17 protein-coding genes are annotated in these 20,191 nt (G+C 61.0%); 9 read left to right on the forward strand and 8 right to left on the reverse strand.

The window, feature by feature from the left end:
- Positions 1-62 precede the first annotated feature (62 nt).
- From HUV26_RS07090 to HUV26_RS07100, 3 genes are all read left to right on the forward strand, one after another.
- A complete protein-coding gene (locus HUV26_RS07090) occupies positions 63-833 on the forward strand; it encodes a substrate-binding periplasmic protein (protein WP_174409417.1) in 771 nt (256 codons plus the stop codon).
- Positions 834-1,021: 188 nt separating this feature from the next.
- Positions 1,022-1,996 (forward strand): serine/threonine protein kinase, encoded by a 975-nt coding sequence (locus tag HUV26_RS07095; protein WP_174409418.1) that lies wholly within the window; start codon positions 1,022-1,024, stop codon positions 1,994-1,996.
- A 46-nt stretch (positions 1,997-2,042) separates the two neighbouring features.
- Positions 2,043-2,531 (forward strand): universal stress protein, encoded by a 489-nt coding sequence (locus HUV26_RS07100; RefSeq protein ID WP_174409419.1) that lies wholly within the window; start codon positions 2,043-2,045, stop codon positions 2,529-2,531.
- A gap of 2 nt (positions 2,532-2,533) precedes the next feature.
- Here HUV26_RS07100 and HUV26_RS07105 read toward each other — a convergent pair whose 3' ends face one another.
- The 4 genes from HUV26_RS07105 to HUV26_RS07120 all read right to left on the reverse strand — a co-directional run bounded on the left by HUV26_RS07105 (position 2,534) and on the right by HUV26_RS07120 (position 6,649).
- Positions 2,534-3,775: a glycosyltransferase gene (locus tag HUV26_RS07105; RefSeq protein WP_174409420.1), complete on the reverse strand. Its 1,242-nt coding sequence runs from the start codon at positions 3,773-3,775 to the stop codon at positions 2,534-2,536.
- A gap of 51 nt (positions 3,776-3,826) precedes the next feature.
- Positions 3,827-5,065 (reverse strand): NupC/NupG family nucleoside CNT transporter, encoded by a 1,239-nt coding sequence (locus tag HUV26_RS07110; protein ID WP_174409421.1) that lies wholly within the window; start codon positions 5,063-5,065, stop codon positions 3,827-3,829.
- 295 nt (positions 5,066-5,360) lie between these two features.
- On the reverse strand, positions 5,361-5,939 hold the full coding sequence (rbr, locus tag HUV26_RS07115; RefSeq protein ID WP_174409422.1) for a rubrerythrin: 579 nt from the start codon (positions 5,937-5,939) through the stop codon (positions 5,361-5,363).
- Positions 5,940-6,184: 245 nt separating this feature from the next.
- Positions 6,185-6,649, reverse strand: a complete 465-nt coding sequence (locus tag HUV26_RS07120; RefSeq protein ID WP_174409423.1) for an outer membrane lipoprotein — start codon at positions 6,647-6,649, stop codon at positions 6,185-6,187.
- 466 nt (positions 6,650-7,115) lie between these two features.
- Here HUV26_RS07120 and nikA point away from each other — a divergent pair, with 466 nt between their 5' ends.
- Genes nikA through HUV26_RS07145 form a run of 5 tightly spaced genes read left to right on the forward strand, consistent with a single transcriptional unit; the run spans position 7,116 to position 12,244 of the window.
- Complete coding sequence (gene nikA / locus HUV26_RS07125) at positions 7,116-8,720, forward strand: nickel ABC transporter substrate-binding protein (protein WP_174409424.1); 1,605 nt, start codon at positions 7,116-7,118, stop codon at positions 8,718-8,720.
- A gap of 10 nt (positions 8,721-8,730) precedes the next feature.
- Positions 8,731-9,675 carry a nickel ABC transporter permease subunit NikB gene (gene nikB / locus HUV26_RS07130; protein WP_174409425.1) on the forward strand — a complete coding sequence of 315 codons (945 nt, stop codon included), beginning with the start codon at positions 8,731-8,733 and terminating at the stop codon, positions 9,673-9,675.
- Positions 9,672-10,523: a nickel ABC transporter permease subunit NikC gene (gene nikC, locus HUV26_RS07135; RefSeq protein ID WP_243451300.1), complete on the forward strand. Its 852-nt coding sequence runs from the start codon at positions 9,672-9,674 to the stop codon at positions 10,521-10,523. The genes nikB and nikC overlap by 4 nt, the downstream gene beginning before the upstream one ends.
- A complete protein-coding gene (locus tag HUV26_RS07140; RefSeq protein ID WP_174409426.1) occupies positions 10,520-11,407 on the forward strand; it encodes an ABC transporter ATP-binding protein in 888 nt (295 codons plus the stop codon). Before nikC ends, HUV26_RS07140 begins: the two co-directional genes overlap by 4 nt.
- An 18-nt stretch (positions 11,408-11,425) precedes the next feature.
- Positions 11,426-12,244, forward strand: a complete 819-nt coding sequence (locus HUV26_RS07145; protein WP_174409427.1) for an ABC transporter ATP-binding protein — start codon at positions 11,426-11,428, stop codon at positions 12,242-12,244.
- A 254-nt stretch (positions 12,245-12,498) separates the two neighbouring features.
- Here HUV26_RS07145 and HUV26_RS07150 read toward each other — a convergent pair whose 3' ends face one another.
- Entirely contained in the window at positions 12,499-13,518 is a 1,020-nt protein-coding gene (locus HUV26_RS07150; protein ID WP_174409428.1) for a DMT family transporter, read from the reverse strand.
- A 386-nt stretch (positions 13,519-13,904) separates the two neighbouring features.
- Between HUV26_RS07150 and HUV26_RS07155 the strand changes: the two genes are divergently transcribed.
- On the forward strand, positions 13,905-14,744 hold the full coding sequence (locus HUV26_RS07155; RefSeq protein ID WP_174409429.1) for a protein phosphatase 2C domain-containing protein: 840 nt from the start codon (positions 13,905-13,907) through the stop codon (positions 14,742-14,744).
- Positions 14,745-14,844: 100 nt separating this feature from the next.
- On the opposite strand, the gene HUV26_RS07160 is transcribed toward HUV26_RS07155, so the two are convergent.
- From HUV26_RS07160 to HUV26_RS07170, 3 genes are all read right to left on the reverse strand, one after another.
- Positions 14,845-16,041 carry an EAL and HDOD domain-containing protein gene (locus HUV26_RS07160; protein ID WP_174409430.1) on the reverse strand — a complete coding sequence of 399 codons (1,197 nt, stop codon included), beginning with the start codon at positions 16,039-16,041 and terminating at the stop codon, positions 14,845-14,847.
- Positions 16,042-16,254: 213 nt separating this feature from the next.
- Positions 16,255-17,694, reverse strand: a complete 1,440-nt coding sequence (locus HUV26_RS07165) for a sigma-54-dependent transcriptional regulator (protein ID WP_174409431.1) — start codon at positions 17,692-17,694, stop codon at positions 16,255-16,257.
- Between the two features lie 19 nt (positions 17,695-17,713).
- Positions 17,714-20,155 (reverse strand): ATP-binding protein, encoded by a 2,442-nt coding sequence (locus HUV26_RS07170; protein ID WP_174409432.1) that lies wholly within the window; start codon positions 20,153-20,155, stop codon positions 17,714-17,716.
- Positions 20,156-20,191 lie beyond the last annotated feature (36 nt).

Genomic DNA, 20,191 nt, shown 5'->3' on the forward strand with positions numbered 1-20,191 from the left:
CGCCAACTCTATACTTCCGCTTCTCCGGTACAATGGCTATAGAATGGTAAAGGAGAGTCCCCATGCGCCCATCCGTCCGCTCTGCCTTCATCGCCCTGCTTGCCGCCGGGTTGCTCAGCGTGCTGGCCTACCCCCTGCTCTCCGCTCGCCCATCCTTAACCCTTGTCTGCGATATCTGGCCGCCGTATCAGTATGAAACGGAATACGGCGTAGACGGCTTCTCCGTTGCGGTCGTAAGCCGCGTGTTCGAGGAGATGGGCATCGAAATGAAGCCGCTTCAGGCCTTTCCATGGAAGCGGGCCATGGAGATTCTGGAACACGGCCATGCAGACGGCCTCTTTTCCGCCAACTTCACCCCGGACCGCGCCCTCTTTGCCCACTTCCCGCAGGAATCACTTGTCGATACCCCGTGGGTGATATGGACCCGCAACAGCCCCATCCGGTCCATGGAAGACCTCAAGGGCAAGCGCATCGGCGTCGTGCTGGGCTACAGCTACACACAGGAATTCTGGGACTTCATAGAAACCTACTGCGTGGTGGAACAGGTGCACGCAGACTTCCTCAATTTCCGCAAACTGCAGTTAGGCAGGCTGGACGCCACCGTAGCGGAACTGGGCAACGGCCTGCACATTCTGCGTATGCTGAAGGATGAAACTATCCGCCCCCACATGGACATCACGGTCAAAACAGACGGCCTGTTCCTCATTTTCAGCAGACGCGGAGTGCCGGAAGAAACCGTCAATGACTTCTCCGCGCACCTGCGCCGGTTCAAAGAAACGGAAGCCTACCGGAAACTGCACGAACATTACTTTCCGCTCCCCCCTTCTCTCTGAGCAGAGGCAGACGCAATCTCCGGCCTCTGGCGGCTCTTCCCGGCTCCCGCATAGTGCTGGAAAAGCTCCTGCCGCCTTCCCGCCAGTGCCTCACAGCCCCTCCCCCCGTCCCCTGTATTCCTGATTCTGCTCGCTAACATCCCGCACTCATGGTACTCTCAAGGTACAAGGAACCAAGGAGCACCACCATGTCATCCGAAGTCCGCGAACTCATACGCACCCACCTGCCGGAATTTCCTCTCCGTCACTGCCGCCATCTCGTCACGGACACCACGCAGTTCATGTCCATTGACTACGGCGATGTCATCCGCGTGGCCAACCGCCACTACCTTGTCTACAAAAACGAGATGGAACGCCGCTTCGGGCTGGAAGACCCCAAGTACTGGGTCAAACGCTGCCATGAACTGGAAACCGGCGAGCGCAAGATTCTCAAGCTGGAATTCTTCGAAACCTTCCCCATTCAGGTGGGCAGGCTCAATGTGGAATGCTTCCGCAGCCCCGATAAGGAAAGCCGCATACTGGATCTGGTGCGGGGCGATATGCGCTTTATGCAGGGCTTCACCGCGCGCGATGCCGTAGACCGCAACGTGCGCGTGCTGGATATTGTCTCCGGCAGAAGACTGGACATAACCGTAGACCGACTGGACGCGGACCACGCCACCTATTTCCGCACACACCTTCCGGGTCTGCTGCGCACCTATCTGGGAGCCATCAGAGCCATCGGCACCCTGCACGAACATGGTGAACGCCACGGCGATATCCGCCGCGACCACCTCTATGTGGAGTTCGAAACAGGCCAATGGCGGTGGATAGACTTCGACTACACCTTCAAGTCCTACGAACACCCCTTCGGGCTCGACCTGTTCGGGCTGGGCAACATACTGGTCTTTCTGGTGGGCAAGGCCAATATCACGGTGCAGTCGCTGGAATCGCTCGGCCTGCCGGAAGAGCGCACGGAAAAGCTCACGTCAGACGACCTGTCCATCGTCATCCCCAACCGCATCGTCAACCTGCGCAAGCTCTACCCTTACATACCGGAACAGCTCAACCGGGTGCTCATGCATTTTGCCGCCGGTGCCCCCGTGTTCTACAACACCACCACCGAACTGATGGAAGACCTCACCCCCTGCGTGGAAGAACTGGAACGGCTGGCATCCCGCTGACCACCCCCTCCGGAACCGCCATGCGACCGGCATAAGGAGAACAGACATGCAAACCCAAAAGATCCTGCTCGCGTTCGATTCCTCAGAAAGCTCATACAATGCCGTGGCCTACGCAGGCAGCATGCTCGCCCATGTGCCGGACGTACACGTCACCCTTGTTTTCGTGGAACGCCTGCCGGACCGCGACTTCTTTCCGGACGAGGCATCGTGGCGGGCAGAGTGCGACAGCAGGACGCAGGCCCACCACCGCCACCTGTCTGCGGCACGCACCCGCCTTACGGAATACGGCATTCCCGCAGCAGCCATAGACGAGCGCTACCTTGCCAGCTGCAAATCTCCCTTCGGGCAGGCAACGGTGTGCAGCACGGGCGAAAGCGTGGTGGAAGACATCCTGCGCATTCAGCGTGAGGAAGGGTACGGAACCGTCATCGTGGGCAAGCGGGGGGTTTCCAGAACAGAGGCATTCCTCTTCGGCAGCGTCTCCAACCGCATCATTCAGGAAACGCAGGGCTGCACCGTCTGGGTAGTGGGATAAGCCTACCCCAGCCTGCCCGTCCCTGCGTCCAGCACCATCTGCACGCTGCGGGGCAGCAGGGTTTCCAGATTGTAGTGCTCCGCAATGGTCTGCCGTGCGCGTTTGCGCATGGGCACAAAGTCTGCGGGCCTCTCCAGTGCGCCGCACACGGCATCCGCAATGGCGCGCGGCGAAAAAAAGTCCACCAGCACGCCGTTTACGCCGGAGGTAATCACCTCTTCCACAGGCGGCGTGGCAGAGGCAATAACAGGCGCGCCGCAACTCATGGCCTCCAGCATCGACCACGAGAGCACAAAGGGCCGTGTCAGGTACACATGGGCCATGGAATGCTGCAATACCTGCCGGTACTGCCCATAGGGCAGTCCGCCCGTAAAATGCACCCGGTCCATGCCGGGAACCCCTTCCAGCTTTTTCAGCATCACAGACTTCCACGTCCCCCCGCCTTCCGGCGGACGTCCGTAACAGACACGGTCTTCCCCCACAATAACCACATGCGCACCGGAACGCCGCTCCAGAATATCCGGCAGCGCCTCCATAAACTGGGGGAACCCCCGATACGGCTCCATGCCCCGCGTGGCATAGGTGACTATCTCCCGCACACCGCCAAGGTCCAGACCGGGCAACACCAGCCCGCGTCGCCGTTCCTCCGCAGAAAGCGGCGCAAAGAACTGCGTATCCACCCCGTCATGGCACACGGTCAGCTTGTCCCTGAAGGCGGGCGGAAACTGCGCCGCCTGCCACGTTGTGGGCAGCTGCCCCGCGCAGCAGGCCTCAAGGTCGCTCAGAATGGGCAGGTTGCGCACACGCAGATTCATGCGCAGGGCATCGTTTACCGGTTCGGCGGGATCAAACCCCACATCGGCCCCCTGCGCCCGGTAATACCACTCAAAGTATCCCAGAAAGGGCGTACGGGGCAGCGCATCACGCACAAACAGGCTGGCCCCCCAGCCGGAATGGGCCACCACCACGTCCGGCACAAAACCGGCATCAGCCAGCTTGCGGCAGAGCACGTATCCGGCCTCTCCCTGCGCCGCCACGGTCTCGAAATGCAGGGCAAACCGGTGCACCCCCTTGGGCGGCATGAACCGGGTGGCAAACTGCACCTTGCGCACGCCGGGAATAACCCATTCCGGGCGGGGATTGGTGCAGGCAAAAACCACCTCATGGGCGGGATCACGCCCCAGCGCCGCCGCAACATGCCGGAACTGTGCAGGAAAATTGGGATGTATGAACAAAATCTTCAAACGCCGCCTCCGTGTCTGAACCGCCCTCCCCTCCGCACGGGGACAAAGAACCTAATACAGCAGGCCCACCACGGCCCCTGTCATGCAGGTTGCCAGGGTACCTGCCACAATGGACTTCATGCCCAGCGAGACAACCTCGTCTTTCCGCTCCGGCGTCAGTGCAGCAAGCCCTCCGATAAGAATACCAAGACTCCCCAGATTGGCAAACCCGCACATGGCATAGGTCATAATGGTCACGGAGCGGGGAGAAAGGGCATCCGGCGGCAGGGCAGCCAACTGCAGATAGGCTATAAACTCGTTCAGAATCGTCTTGGTGCCCATGAGCTGGGCCGCCTGTGCCGCTTCTGCGGCAGGAATGCCCATCAGCCACACCACGGGCCACATCACAAACCCCAAAAGCCGTTCCAGCGTAACAGGCTTTCCGCCAACATGCGGCAAAAACTCCAGCAACTGGTTGCCCAGCGCCACAAGCGCCACAAGCACCAGCAACATTGCCACCACGTTGATCAGCAGCTTCACCCCCTCCGCCGTGCCCTTTGTTATGGCATCCATGGAGCTTACTGCGTCCGACATGGGGTCTGCATCTCCGGCGGTTCGGCCTTCCCGCTCCGGCACCATGAGCCGGGAAACAAGAATGGCCGCAGGGGCGCTGATAATGGATGCGGTAAGAATATGCCCGATGGCACCGGGCAGCACGCCGTTCAAAATGCTGGCATACAGAACAAGCACAGTGCCGGATAACGTAGCCATACCGCTGGTCATAAGCGTAAAGAGTTCACTGCGCGTCATGCGGCGCACATAGGGAGCAATAATAATCGGTGCCTCAACCATGCCGACAAACACGTTGGCTGCCACGCCCAGCCCCAACGCACCGCCCACGTCCATGGTTCTTTGCAGCACCAGCGAGAATCCGCGCACCACAAGGGGGATAATGCGCCAGTAAAACAGCAGAGCGGAAAGGGCGCTCACCACAAGAATGAGCGGCAGTGCCTGAAATGCCAGAATCCAGCTTCCCCCGGGCACTGTTTCGTCATAGGGCAGCGCTCCGCCTCCCAGATACCCGAAGATGAACGACGTACCTGCCATGGTAGCCTGCTGCAGCGCATCCACCAGCCCGTTCAACCCCATGAGCATGGACTGGAACACAGGCACCTTAAGGAGCAACAGCGCGGCGGCGAACTGAAGCAGCAACCCTGCAACAATGACGCGCGGCTCCACCTTCCTCCGGTCTTCGCTTATGGCCCATGCCAGCACGGTAAATCCTATCACGCCTGCCAAACTCTGTATCATGCCCGCTCCGATTGTGCCCGTCCATGCGGTCTTATGCAGTCTTCATCTCCCATAAATCCTGCGCCAACCTATTGTATTTTCACCTGCCGCACAATGCCTGTACTGTGCCTGCACGGTGCCCGCACAATACCTGCACCATGTCTGCAAGAGCCCGAAACAAAAACGGGCACCGGCACAAAGCCGATGCCCGCACGGGAATCATCATACGAAACAGCCCATGCCGCCCGTAAGCATCACGCGAAGACCAATCGATTACCCGCCGGTACTGGCCGGTTACCAACCGGTTTCCAGCAAATTACCAATTAGTCGCCTTCTTTTCAAAATGCGCCTGCGGATGGATACAGGCGGGGCAAAGCTCAGGTGCCTCGGTACCCGTGTGGTTGTACCCACAGTTGCGGCAACGCCAGACAATGCTCTCTTCCTTGCGGAACACCAGCCCCTTTTCCAGATTGCTTATCAGGGCGCGGTAACGCTCCTCGTGGTATTCTTCCGCAATACAGATGCTGCGGTACATCTTTGCCACATCCGGGAACCCTTCCTCGTCCGCCACGCGGGCAAACTCGGGATACAGCTCCACAAACTCCTCGTGCTCACCATGGGCAGCCGCCTTCAGGCACTCCAGCGTGGTGTCCAGCTTCCCTGCGGGGAAGGAGGCGGTAATCTCCACATCGCCGCCTTCAAGGAACTTGAACATGCGCTTGGCATGTTCCTTCTCATGGTTGGCGGTTTCTTCAAAGATGTGGCTGATCTGCACATACCCTTCCTTCTTGGCAATGGCGGCAAAGTAGGTGTAGCGGTTGCGCGCCTGCGATTCTCCGGCAAAGGAGGTGAGCAGGTTCTTTTCCGTACGGGATCCCTTGATGGATTTAGACATTCTATTCTCTCCTTACAGTAGAGACACGGGGTTACATGACAAAAAGGGCGGAACACTCTCTCCGCCCGCAAATAGCATACGCTCGCCGTAGGCGACTGCAGAAACGTCACTTCCGGGGGCCGTTCATAAATGGTTGTACATGTTGCAGGAAATGTTCAGAATTGAAGCGTATGCAGGCATACGTGCAGCTCTGAACATTTCGAAGCAACACAACAGAGTGCTTGCAGTAAACGGTCCGTCAGCGGTTAATGACGCACGCGCGCCGAACCGTCGCTGGCGCGCAGCACGCGCACCCGGTCGCCCACGGCAAAAAATTCGCCGCCCGCTTCCTGCACCACGGTCACAATCTTGCCGTCATCCTGTTCCACGGTCAGCTCAAGTGCTTCCTTGTTACCCACGGCATGTTCCGTTGCCGCACCGGCTGCACCGCCAAGCACAGCACCGCCAAGCACAGCAAGGGTCTTGCCGGAACTGCGCCCCATGGTGCTGCCTATCACGCCACCCACCACCGCTCCGCCAAGCGCGCCCAGTCCGGACTGCTCAGCCTGCATGGTCACACTCCGCACATCCGTAATCTTGCCGTACACCACCGTGTGTTCCACCCGCGCCTGTCCGGGCGAGTAGACGTTGCCGCTCCTGTTGTAACACCCGGTCGCAAGCAGCGACAGAGCCAACAGGGCCATAACGAGAACGGTCGGTATTCTTTTCATTGCTCTCTCCGTTTGCATAATGGGGGTTCACTCCCGCCGCACCGGCAATGGTTCGCCAGACGCGCGGGCCGGGGTGCCGCAAAGCACGTATTCATACCCTATTTTTAGATAGTAACTCCCGTGGCACCCGTGTCAACCGAATTACATCCTGAGCAAAAAAGGACAACAAAACAATACGACACCGCAGCCCGCCTACGCAGCCGCGTGCGTCTTTCCTTAGCCAGTGCACAGGGCGCGGCGTTGGCCCCGCCACATGTTCCGTCCGCCCCTTCCGGGCGCTCCGATCATTCCGATCATCCCGGGCACTCCGATCATTCGGACCATTCCGGGTGCCCTTCCGGATGCTCATCCCTGAATGCTCAACCAATATCAAGGCTTATTGACAGTCTGCTTCCCCCTTTGTATGAGTAACATGCTTTTTAAAATAATAGCACGTTCTCCCACTATTTCAAACTGAGGTGCCACCATGAGAACACTGTTTCGTCTGGCATTCGCCACACTGCTGGCTTGCGCCATGCTGCTCCCCGTCCTGTCCGTCCAGTCTGCCCATGCAGCCGACAAAGACACCCTCACCTACTCGTGGGCGTCCAACGTAGGGCCGCTCAACCCGCATCTGTACTCTCCCAGCCAGATGTTTGCGCAGGCGCTGGTGTACGAACCGCTGGTGCGCTACGGCAAAGACGGCACCGTGCAGCCGTGGCTGGCCGAATCGTGGGAAATTTCTCCGGACGGCAAGGTTTACACCTTCGCCCTGCGTAAAAACGTCACCTTCTCAGACGGCACCCCCTTTGACGCCGATGCGGTGAAAAAGAACTTCGATGCCGTTCTGCGCAACGCCGAAAGCCACGACTGGCTGGAATTCATCGCCCAGATTGACAAGACAGAGGTTGTGGATGCGCACACCTTCCGCCTTACGCTGAAAAACTCCTATTATCCCGCGCTTCAGGAACTGTGCCTCATCCGTCCCATGCGCTTCCTTTCCCCTTCCGCCTTCCCCGATGACGGCGACACCGGCAAGAGCATAAAGGCTCCCGTGGGCACCGGACCGTGGAAGCTGGTAGAAATCCGCAGGGGCGAGCACGACATCTTCGAGGCCAACGAAAACTACTGGGGAGAAAAACCCAAGTTCAAACGGCTGGTCGTTAAGGTTATCCCCGATTCCGACGGCCGCGCAGTCGCCTTTGACACCGGCGTCATCGACCTCATCTACGGCGCAGGCGGTCACGGCGCGGGCCAGATAGGTCTGGATACCTTCCGCCGTTATGCAGAAATGCCCGGCCTGAAAACCGATGTGTCCAAGCCGCTGGCCACCCGCAACTTTGCCCTCAACTCCAAGCGTTTTCCCACCGATGACCTTGCCGTGCGCACAGCCATCCTGCACGGCGTGAACAAGGCCGCCATCGTCAAGCATATCTTCCTCGGTGTGGAACCGCAGGCAGACACTCTCTTCTCCCCCAACATGCCCTACTGCGACCTCGGCCTCGCCCCCTTCACCCACGATCTGGAAAAGGCAAAGGCCGGACTGGAAGCCGCAGGCTGGAAGACCGTGGCAGGTTCCGAATACCGCATGAAAGACGGCAAGGAACTCGCGCTGGACCTGTGCTTCGTGGGTAACGACAGCCTGCAGAAAACCGTGGCAGAGGCTGTGCAGGGCGACCTCAAACGTCTTGGCATGAAGGTCCGCCTTGTGGGTGAAGAGGCCGATTCCTTCTACACCCGCCAGCGCACAGGCGAATTCGGCATGATCTTCGGCGATACGTGGGGTGCCCCGTATGATCCGCATTCCTTCTGCAGCGGCATGCGCGTGCCCTCCCATGCAGACTATCAGGCACAGCTGGGCCTGCCCATGAAGGAAGAAATAGACCGCGCCATCGGCGAAGTGCTGGTGAGCGTGGATGAGGATAAGCGGAGCGAACTCTACCGCTACATCATCACCACCCTGCACGAACAGGCGGTCTACCTGCCCCTGTCCTACATGACCAACATCTACGTCCACCGCCCGGACCTCACCGGTGTGGACTTCGGCCCCACCAAGTACGAAATGCCCTTCGATTCCATAGGCAGGCAATAACGGCGGAGCCATGCTCAAATACATAGTAAAACGACTTCTGTTGCTCATTCCCATCCTCCTCGCCGTGTCCGTAGTGGTCTTCCTGATCCTGCGGCTCGGCGAGGGGGACCCGGCCATGTCCTACCTGCGGCTTTCCAACATCCCGCCCACGGACGAAGCACTCGCCGTGGCCCGCACAGCACTGGGGCTGGACCAGCCCCTGCCCGTGCAATACGCGGCATGGCTCGGCAAGGCACTCACGCTGGATTTCGGCCGCTCGTACGTAACAGGCAACCCGGTACTGGGCGAGATACTCTACTACCTGCCAAACACCCTCAAGCTGGCCGGTTTCTCGCTGCTGCTCACCCTCGCGATCAGTCTGCCGCTGGGTATCTGGTCCGCCCTGTACAAAGACAGGCTGCCGGACCACGTCACCCGCGTGCTTGCCTTCACCGGCGTTTCCATGCCCAGCTTCTGGCTCGGCTTCCTGCTGGTGTGGCTGTTCTCCATCCACCTCAAGTGGCTGCCCCCCATGGGCATGGGCACCATGAGCCACATGCTCATGCCTGCCGTCACCATGTCGCTCATGTCGCTGGCCATAAACACCCGCCTCATACGCGGCAACATGCTGGATAACATGCACGCCCGCTACGTGCTTTACGCCCGTGCGCGCGGGCTGCCCGAGCGGGTGGTGGTGGGCCGCCACGTGCTGGTCAATTCCCTCATCCCGGTCATCACCGCCGTAGGCATGCACGTGGGCGAACTCTTCGGCGGCGCGGTGGTGGCAGAATCCATCTTCTCATGGCCCGGCGTGGGGCGCTACGCAGTCTCCGCCATCTATAACCGGGACTTTCCCGTCATGCAGTGCTTCATCCTCATCATGACCACCATCTTCGTCCTCATGAACCTGTGCGTGGATATTCTCTACGCATGGCTTGACCCGCGCATCAGGCTGGAAGGAGGCACCAGACAATGAGCATGACTATGAACACCCTGCGCACCGCGCTGCGTCGCGGCGTGGTGGCCCTTTCCGTGCTCATGGTGCTGGGCATAGCCGTCACGGCCGCCTTCGCCCCCGCCATAGCCCCCATGGACCCCACCGAAGTGGTACTGGAACGCAAGTTCGCCCCGCCCAGTTCAGAACACCTGCTCGGCTGCGACCATCTGGGACGCGATGTCTTTTCGCGTCTGGTCCACGGCACGCGTGTCTCCGTAAGCTCCGTGGGAGCCATTCTGGGCATCGTGCTGGTGCTCGGCTTCGTGGTGGGCGCCACCGCAGGCTATGCCGGAGGCGCGGTAGACACGGCCCTCATGCGGTTCTGCGATGTGTTCCTCACCTTCCCCACCTTCATCCTCGCCATGTTCCTCATCGGTGTGCTGGGCACAGGCATGACCAACGTCATCCTCGCCGTGGCCCTCACACACTGGGCGTGGTACGCGCGCATCATCCGCAGCATGGTGCTCTCGCTGAAAACGCGGGAATACGTGCTGGCGGCCCGTGTGGCGGGCACAACCAGGCTGCGCATCCTGCAACGCCACATCCTGCCGCCCGTCTCCGCGCAGCTGCTCATCCTGTGCACGCTGGACATAGGCCATATGCTGCTGCATGTGTCCGGGCTTTCGTTCCTCGGGCTGGGCATCACCCCGCCCACCCCTGAATGGGGTGTGATGATCAACGATGCCCGCCAATACATCTGGTCCAGACCGGAACTCATCTTCCTTCCGGGCATGATGATATTCCTCACGGTCATGGCCTTCAATCTTCTGGGCGATGCCATGCGCGACGCCCTCGACCCGGCACTGCAGGAGGATTCCGCGCGATGAGCCAACAGACACGCCCCCCTCAGGCTCCCCCGCAGACGTCGCCACCCGCTACGTCAACAGGCGTTCAGAACGCCTGCACCACCTTCTGCCGCGATGCCTTCCTCACCGTGCAGAACCTGCACGTACGCACCGCCGCCAAGGAACTCGTTTCCAATGTCACCTTCAGCGCCGCCAAGGGCCGCGTTCTCGGTCTGGTGGGCGAGAGCGGCAGCGGCAAGTCCCTCACCTGCCTTGCGGCTCTGGGGCTGCTGCCCAAGGGGCTTTCCGCGCAGGGCACCGTCACCATAGACGGCACAGTCATAACCGAAGCCACCCCCATGCACCGCATCCGGGGGCGGCGCATCGCCATGATCCTGCAAAACCCCATGAGCTGCTTCGACCCCGTCTTCACCATACGCACCCATTTCCGGGAAACCCTCACCGCCCACGGACTGGGCAAGGATATCTCGGACACCCGTCTGGAAAGCGTCCTCACAGAGGTAGGATTCCCGGAACCGCGCGGCGTGCTGGACCTCTATCCCTTCCAGATGAGCGGCGGCATGCTGCAGCGCGTCATGATCGCCCTTGCGCTGGTGCTGGAAGCCCCCTTCCTCATTGCGGACGAGCCCACCACCGACCTCGATACCGTGGCGCAGGCCAAAGTCCTTGATCTGCTCGCCTGCCTCAAGGAACGCTGCTCCATGGGCATGCTGCTGGTCACGCACGACCTCGGCGTCATCGCGCGCCTTGCGGACGATGTGGCCGTCATGCGCCACGGCGTCCTTGTGGAACAGGGCAGCGTGACAGACCTGTTCAGTGCCCCCCGGCACCCTTACACGCAGGAACTCATCGGCACGCACCTGCGTCTGGCGGGGCTGGATTTCGCCCTGCAGGGCCGCAACTGAAGCCACGGAGAATATGCCATGAATGTCATAGAACTGCGCGATATACACAGAACCTACCGCCGTGGCGGATTTTTCGGCAAGGCGGAATGGCTGCATGTGCTGCGCGGCATTGATCTGGACCTGCGCCAAGGCGAAAGCCTCGGGCTGGTAGGCCGCAGCGGTTCAGGCAAAAGCACGCTGGGCCGCATCATGCTGGGGCTGGAATCGCCCGACTCCGGCACCGTGCGCATCATGGGCCGCGAAACCACGGGCATGCGCACTCTGCCGCCGGATGTACGGCGCGCCGTGCAGGTGGTGTTTCAGGACGCCATCGGCTCCTGCAATCCCCGCCTCACGGCGGGAGAGATCATCGCAGAACCCCTGCGCAATTTCGACCGCCTGTCAGGCACCGCGCTCCGGCAACGGGTGGCGGAACTGCTGGAACAGGTGGGCCTCTCGCCGGACGATGCAGGCAAACTGCCCGGCAGGTTCAGCGGCGGGCAGTTGCAGCGGGTGTGCATTGCCCGCGCCCTTGCCCCGCGTCCCCGCGTCATCGTGCTGGACGAGGCGGTAAGCAGCCTCGACATGCTGGTGCAGGCGCGCATTCTGGACCTGCTGGAAGACCTGCGCCGTGAACACGACACAGCCTACCTCTTCGTCACCCACGACCTGCGTCTGGTACGCCGCTTCTGCGACCGGGCCTTCATCATGGCGGACGGCGTGCTGGAATCCTTTGCCCCGTCCAACATCCACACGGAATTCGCCCCGGCAGCGCTCTCCGAACTGTCCGGCGCACTGCTGCCGCCGCTTCCCCCCTCCCTGTCACCGGAAAAGCTGCAACGCCCCGCCGGAGCCTGATACTGGATGGAACCAGACAATACCAAACAATACAGCCAGGCATGGCCCGATATAGCCCCGACATGGCCCGATATAGCCCCGACAGGGCCTGACATACCCTGACCGGGCAGGCTGCCGCACAACAAACACTCCCCCGCATAGTCAGCCTATGCGGGGGAGCATCCGTTTCTGCGCACTCGGCACATGAAAGTATTATGGAAAAGGCGTGGTCGCGCAGCCGCAGGCATATCCGCGCCGCATAAAAGGCCCGTGTCTCACCCCGCGTTCTGCACACGCAGATACAGCACCAGCCCCAGCAGGGTCAGAGCCATGCCCGCCCATCCCATGGAGTGGGGCAGCGCGCCTCCCAGCAGCAACGCCTCTCCCGCAAGAGAAAAAACCACCTCCATAGACTGCGTGCAATCCGCCGCCGCAAGGTCCGCAGGGGTTTTGGCGGCATGACGCGCACTGAGAAACAGGCTTGTAGCAGCAACGCCGGAAAAAACAGCCACCAGCAGCGTCATGAGCACCTGCCCGCCGGAAGGCGCAGGCGGCGCAAACCAGACCGCCAGCACCACCCACAGGGGCAGCGACCCCAGCGTGAGCAGCAGCACGCGGCACATGGCATCGTCCATGGCGGGATGGCTCAGGGCAGGAATACAGCGACGCACAATCCCCCCCATACCCGTCCGGGCAGAAATCTCTTCCGCCGGGCCCTTGCCCGCCGCAGCACGGGCGTCCGCACGCACCCCGGCCTCACGCGCCTCCCAGACCATCTGGTTGCCAAAGGGATACGCAAACGCCGCCACCAGCACGGGCAGCGCGCCCAGCAGCACATCCCCTGCGGGCAGCGTGCCCGCCTGCTCAAGGTTAATGAGCAGCACCCCGGCAAAAACCAGCAGCGTGAACCCTAGTGCCCGCAGCGGCACCCGCCGTCCGAACAGCAGCAGCACCACAGGCGTGGCCAGTATGGTCATCTGCCACGTTGCCGCCACCACCCAGCCGGGAGCATAGCTGGCGCTGAAGCTGATAAGCGCGTAAAACACGCCAAATCCCACGCTCCCCGCCACGGTCCAGAACACAAAATGCCTGCGGTACAGCCCAAGGGCGGCCAGACCCAGCGCACCGCGTCCCGTCACTCCCAACCACAGACAGAGCAGTGCCAGCATCCACGCGTAGCGCAGGGCAGCGGTCCACACCCAGTGGCCGCCATCCAGACTCATGGCGCGGTTGAGCACAAAGGTGGAACTGAAAAATAAGGCTGCAAGAATGCCCATCAGGATAATGCGTGCCACAAATCCTCCGCCATGCAAGGTGTCCTGCGCATTGCTCTGTGTCGGGTTGAATACACGACCAGCACCATCGCACGGGTCAGAGATGCCGTCAACATGATGGTAAAACTACACTTTTGTCCCCTGCCTCCATCTCCGTGCAACACTCTGTCGGCAAGGTACATGCACATCCGCCAGCCTGTCCCATGAAATAGATCAGGCAAATACCACAAGCATTGTTTCATCAATATTTGCGATGAGACAATCAGCCGTTCCCCGGCTATGCTCTGCGCATGTCATGCCTTCACGCCCACGCATCGCAGCCGGTCCCGCCAGCCGCATCCTCAGGCAGCCCCTACGCACCTCAGGCGCCGGATTTCCTGTGCCCTGCGGAAGCGGCTCATCCCGGAGTGTCTGCCGAATCTGCCCCCGCACGTGGCAGAAACGTGCATTCCGTCTACGAACAAGGTTCCGGCCACTGCAACGAAGATGCCCTGCTCTGCGCATCCCCTCTTTATGCCGTTTTCGACGGCGCTTCCTGCCTGTGCGGGAATATGTACAAGGGGGCTTCCGGCGCGTGGTGGGCCGCCAACACGGCCCGCAGTGTCTTCGCGGACGCGCGGTATGCAGATATGCCGCTGAATCAACTGGCAATGCGGGCAAACCGTGCCGTGGGCGCTGCCATGCGGCAACACGGGGTGGATACGGGCGATCCTTTGCGGGTCTGGTCCGCAAGCATGGCGGCCTTCCGCGTAAGGGAAGATGTGCTGGAGTATGTCCAGATAGGCGACAGCCTCATCCTGTGCATCACGGACAAGGGCTGCTTCCTGCCCGCCCCCTACCACAACCACGACAGGGAAACCCTCTGCCGGTGGCGGACTCTGGCGGAACAGGGTGTGCGCAACCTGCGCATTGCGCTGCATGACCATATCTGCGCCGTGCGGCAGGGCATGAACAGAACCTACGGAGTGCTGAACGGCGATGACCGGGCACAGGACTTTCTGCATTGGGGCACGGTTCCGCTGCACGGCGTACGTCACGTGCTCACCTTTACGGACGGTCTGCACCTGCCTGCGGAATCCCCTCAGGATGCACCGGATTTCAGTGCACTTGCCGCCTTGGTCAGCCGGCAGGGGCTGCACGGGCTCCATGCCGCCGTACGCCATGCGGAATGCGGCGACCCGCAATGCCTGCGCTACCCCCGCTTCAAAACGCACGACGACATAGCCGCCGTAGCCGTCACCCTGTAGCCCGCGGGAAATAACTTTCCTGCCTCACCGCAGAACGGCAGGGCGCGGCCCCGTACCGTCTCACGCCATGGCAGGGCAGCTATTTTCCGCCCGGCCCGCTTCAGTTGGTCCCGTCCGGCCGTGCATCATCAGCATCGTCCAGCACCGCCGCCGTCCACAGCACGGCCTCGTTACGCAGCTCGGCTGCACGCCGCATGGGAATGCCCAGCCAGTTGGCGGACGTGGCAGAGGTGTCCCACCGGGCATCCTCCAGTGCGCTCAAAAAATCCAGCACGTCGCGCACAAAGTTCTTTTTGCCGCAGTAAGCTTCCTTGATGAAGCCGTCCAGCGGCAACTCCGTCACCAACTCCGCCATAGGCTTGCCCAGCAGGTAATCAAGCCGGGAAAACAGGCCGATGAGAAACATGGTCTCCGGCCCGTAGGTACCCAGAACCCCCTCTTCCGCCATGCGGTAGAGAAACCGCGCCCGCTGCACAGACCAAAACGAAACCTCCTGCGCCCCCGGAGAAGGGTTCAGGTCCGCCAGCAGCACCACCATGAGCCATTGACGCACCATCCGCTCCCCCAGCACCACCAGCGCCTGATCAAGCGCCCGCACGGAGGAACGCAGCCCCATGGCGGCGGAGTTCACATAGCGCAGCAGCCTGTAGCTGAGCGAAACATCCTGCTTGATGAGGTCTGCAAGACGCTGCACATCATACGCGCTGTGCAGTTCCTTCAAAATCTCCAGCTTGACCATCTGGGCGGAAGAGACCTTGCGGCCGGCAAACAGCTCCGGCTTGCCGAAGTAAAATCCCTGAAACAGCGCAAAACCCATATTCCGGCACAGCGCATAGGTCTTTTTGCTCTCCACCTTTTCCGCCAGCAATTGCAGGGGCAACTTCTTAAGCTCCCCCACCAGCGGAAAAAGGTCGCTCGGCGGCACGGTCAGCACGTCCACCTTGACCAAATCCACCACTTCCAGCAGCGGCGCAAGATGCGGCTGCCCCGCATAGTCATCCAGCGCGAGCATATACCCGACGTCCTTCATGGCGCGCAGGGCGTCCAGCAGTTCGGCTGTCACCTCCCGCACCTGCCCTATCTCCGCGATGCACCGTTCCGGCGACAATGCCAGAACAGCAGCGCCCTGCAGCAGTCCCACAGGAATATTCACAAAAATGCGTGCATCCTGCGGAATACTGTCGCGCATAAGGCCATAACCGTCAGCAATGACCCGCGCAGAGGCAACCCCGGCATCGTCAAACTCCGCCCTGCCCGCATCGGCACTGTGCCGGAAGAACAACTCATAGCCCCACACACCCTGCTCCCTGTCAAAGACAGGTTGCCTCGCGGTGAATATGGGCTCGGAGCACTGAGGAGTCCCGGGCGAACACGGCAGCTTCATTTTTGCCCCCAAAGGTGACTTCGGCGTCTATGCGGTTCCGTAAAACCGAAACAATTGCTGACCTGTTCAGTCTACACGGTTTGCGGGAAAAAGAAACGGGAACCCGTCAAAGAGTCCCCGGCAGGTTCATCGAAAGCTGGAAGCGTCTATGTCCAGCCGGGCCAGAATCTTCTGCAACGCCACGCGCGAAAGACCGGATACACGCGCCGCCTCCGATATGTTGCCCCCCGTGGAGGCAAGCAGGTCACGCACGTAATTCTTGGTAAACTCGTCCGTCACCCTGCCCTTGGCTTCCTTATACGGCCCCATCCCGCCCGCAACAGATGCCCGCCCGCCCGCAGACGACACAAACGAGGGCTGCGCCCCCTGTTCCACATGGTACACCAGCCCCATGTCCACCGTGTCGCCCACGCAGAACACCACCAGCCTGCGCACGTAGCTTTGCAGTTCACGCACGTTGCCGTGCCACGGCTTCGCGGTCAGATAATCCAGCACCTCCGGCGTCACGGACTTTTCCGCAACCCCCATGTCCCGGCAGGCAAGTCGCAGAAAATGGTGCACAAGCAGCGGAATGTCCTCGGTGCGCTCCCGCAGGGGCGGCACGGAAACCGAGAGCACGTTCAGACGGTAGTACAAATCTTCACGAAACGTCTTGTCCGCGATGCGGGCTTCCAGATCCTGATTGGTAGAAGCCACCACCCGCGTGCTCACAGAGATGGAGGTGTTGGACCCCACGGGGCGTATCTCGCCGTCCTGCAGCACGCGCAGCAGCTTTATCTGTATGCTGGCGGAAATATCACCGATTTCGTCCAGCAGCAGGGTGCCCCTGTCCGCAGAGGCAAACAGCCCCTTGCGGTCCTGATCGGCTCCGGTAAAGGCCCCCTTCATATGGCCGAACAGCTCGCTCTCCAGCAGGTGCTCCGGTATGGCCGGGCAGTTCACAGCCATGAACGGCATCTCCGCCCTGTTGCTCATGCGGTGGATAAGCCGGGCCACCAGTTCCTTGCCCGTGCCCGATTCGCCGCGCACCAGCACCGTGTAGTCAGACCCCGCCACCGCCTGCACCACATAGCGCAGACGCTGCATAACGGACGACTCCCCCACCAGTTCACCCGTGGAACCGCTGTCCACCATCTGGCGCAGCCGCTTGTTTTCCACAAGCAGCGTGGCCCGCTCCATCCCTTTGCGGACAATATGAAAAAGCTGGTCCGGCTCAATGGGCTTGGTCAGAAAATCATACGCGCCCGCCTTGAGTGCCTGCACCGCCGTCTCTATGGTTCCGTGGGCGGTCAGCATGACCATGGAAATATCCGGCTGCAGCTTCAGCGCATTGGTGAGCAGCTCCATGCCCGTCATCTCCGGCATGCGCAGGTCGGTCATCATAATGTGAAAACCGCCCCCCTGCAGCATGGCAAGGGCCTGCGCGCCGCTGTGGGCCATTTCCACCCGCAGGTCTTTGAACCGGCCGGTAATGAGCCGGGCCAGACCACGGGCAAAATCCTTCTCATCGTCCACTATGAGCATGCCAAGGCTTATTCTCTGGCCTTCCGCAACAGCTACAGACATATCCGCTCCTCGCGCAAAATCACTGGTCCCCGCGTACCAGCGGCAGACGCACCTCAAACCGTGCGCCGCCCAGAACAGGGTCGTTGCCCACGTCAATGGCTCCGCCCGCCTCGGCCACTATGCCGTAGACAATGGTCAAACCAAGCCCCGTGCCCGCCCCCGGAGCCTTGGTGGTGAAAAACGGGTCAAAAATCCGCCCCATGTCGTCGCCCAGAACACCGGGCCCGTTGTCCTTGACCACCACATGCGCCATGCCGTTTCTGGCATGCAGTCCCATAAAGACCTGCCCGCCGGATTCCGGCACGGCATCCAGCGCATTCAGCACAAGGTTGGAGAGCACCTGTTCCAGCTTGCTCTCCGCCATGGCCACAATGGCTGTTCCGGGCGTGGCATCCGTCAACAGGGTAATGCCCTTCTTGGAAGCCTGCACGGAAAATACCTCTGCAATGCCAGCAGCCACGCGTCCCGCATCACATGTGGCATCGGAAGAAGGCTTGGGCCGTGCAAAATTGAGCAGGTCCGTGAGCACGCGCTGTGCCTGCCGCGTATGCCGCAGAATCACATCCACGTCCTGCAGCTGCTGTTCTTCCGCCATATTCTGGCGCAGCAGTTCCGCATAGCACAAAATCACACCCAGCGGGTTGTTAATCTCATGGGCCAGACCGGCGGCAAGCTTGCCCACGGTTATCATCTTCTCGCTCTGCTGCACCCGTGCCAGCATACGCTTCTCACGCGTGGTCTCGCGGGCGTACACAACGATGCGTCCGCCTCCGTTGGGCCTGCCGCCCGCATCATCAGGCGGCGCCGGAGAAACAATGGGATACATGTTCAGGGCAAAGCTTCTGCCCCCCTCCAGCGTCACGTTCTCCACGTGGGTTCTGCCGCTTTGCAACGCGGCAGCCATGTGGCAGTCCCCCTTGCCGCCTGTGCAGCCGAACAGGGGAAGCAGCGCGCCGTCCGTCACCACGCCGCCGGAAAGTTCGCTGGCAAGGTCACGCGCCGCCTGATTCGCCATAATCAGCCCGTAAATGGAATCCATGAGCACCAGCGGGTCGGAAATGCCTTCCACAATGGACTGCAACGTAGCCTTCTGCCGCGTCAGGTTGTCCAGTGCGGTCAGGTTCTCCGCCGCCATGCCGAGCTGCCGCCCCAAAGCCTGCAACAGGTCGTGGTCCTGCCGCTTCGCAACCCGCCGGTCCGCCCAGTGGATGCAGAGCATGCCCTCTGCCGTGCCTTCGCTGGACTCCACAGGTATGAACGCGCTGTCCTCGTCCAGACAGGTGCGGCTGTCCGTGAGCAGGTCCACCCAGTTATCGGGCAGCCGGGGCCTTTCCGCCTCGTCAGGCCATGAAAAATGCCGCTGCGAGGAAAAGGTGCAGACATACGAAACGCTGGAAGCCCGGAAACGCCTGCCTATTTCCGGCAGGGTGAGCCGCCACAGGTCCGCGCGTGAATTGCTGGAACGCATGTCCGCCAAAAGCCGCACAAACAGCTCCACGTCTGCCCTGCGTTCCTGCGCCTCGTGCATCAGGTCGCCCGTGCGTTCCTCCACCATATCGCGCAGTCGGTCCGCATACCCTTCTAGTTGCCTGCGCGCTTCCAGCAGATGGCTGTTCAGCTCCTGCATGCCCGCTTCCAGTTCCTCAATCTCGTCCCGCTCAACCAGCTTGTTCAGCAGCTCCGTGCCCCCGGTCACTTCAAGGTTGTCCCGGAACATGGTGGAGAGCCGCTTTATGTTCTTCACCACCAGCACCTTGAAAAGCAGGTTGGTCACGGAAAAAAAGACCATAGCGGCAAGGGCGAAAAAGCCGAAATACCCAAAAATGGTACGCTGCAGCCGCGCCACCCCGTTGGTAACGGAAAGCCCCACCAGATCCACTCCCCCTATGGTGTTCACCACATGGTCGAATCCGCGGTTGCCGTAGGTATTTATAATTTCCTGCGGGGCGGTCTCGGGGTGTCCGTGGCAGTACATGCACTCCTCGGTAAACACCACGGGCCGTGCCATGATATAGAATTCGGCCCCGTCCACATCCCGGTATCCCTGCCACAGCCCTGCGTCCTCGTTGGCGCGAAAATAGTCAATGAGCTCGCGTTCCAGCGTATTGGCTTCGTAGTCGGGATTACGGGCAGAGATGGCCACCCGGCGGTACAGCTGGCCTTCCACGTTGCGCATGCCGTCCATAATCTCGCGAGAGATGTAGGAGGAACTCATGGCCTCTATGATAAATTGGTCGGGCACCACGCCGTACATGCGCGGCCGCAGATTGGACCGCACATAGCGCTGTATGGAATCCACCTGCAGGAAGATAAGCCGGGCTTTATCGCGCACTTCTTCTTCAAGCACGGTGCGCATGTGCAGATAAAAGCCCCCGGCAAAGCAGACCCCCATAAGCAGGGTGGCTACGGAGAGGCCGCTGAGAAATTTGGCCTGAAGCGTGAATGGGCGGGGAAAATGCATACGGAACCTTCGGGAAAAACGTCATCCGCACTTACC

Origin of the sequence: Desulfovibrio psychrotolerans (assembly GCF_013340305.1) — a bacterium.
Taxonomy (GTDB): domain Bacteria; phylum Desulfobacterota; class Desulfovibrionia; order Desulfovibrionales; family Desulfovibrionaceae; genus Halodesulfovibrio; species Halodesulfovibrio psychrotolerans.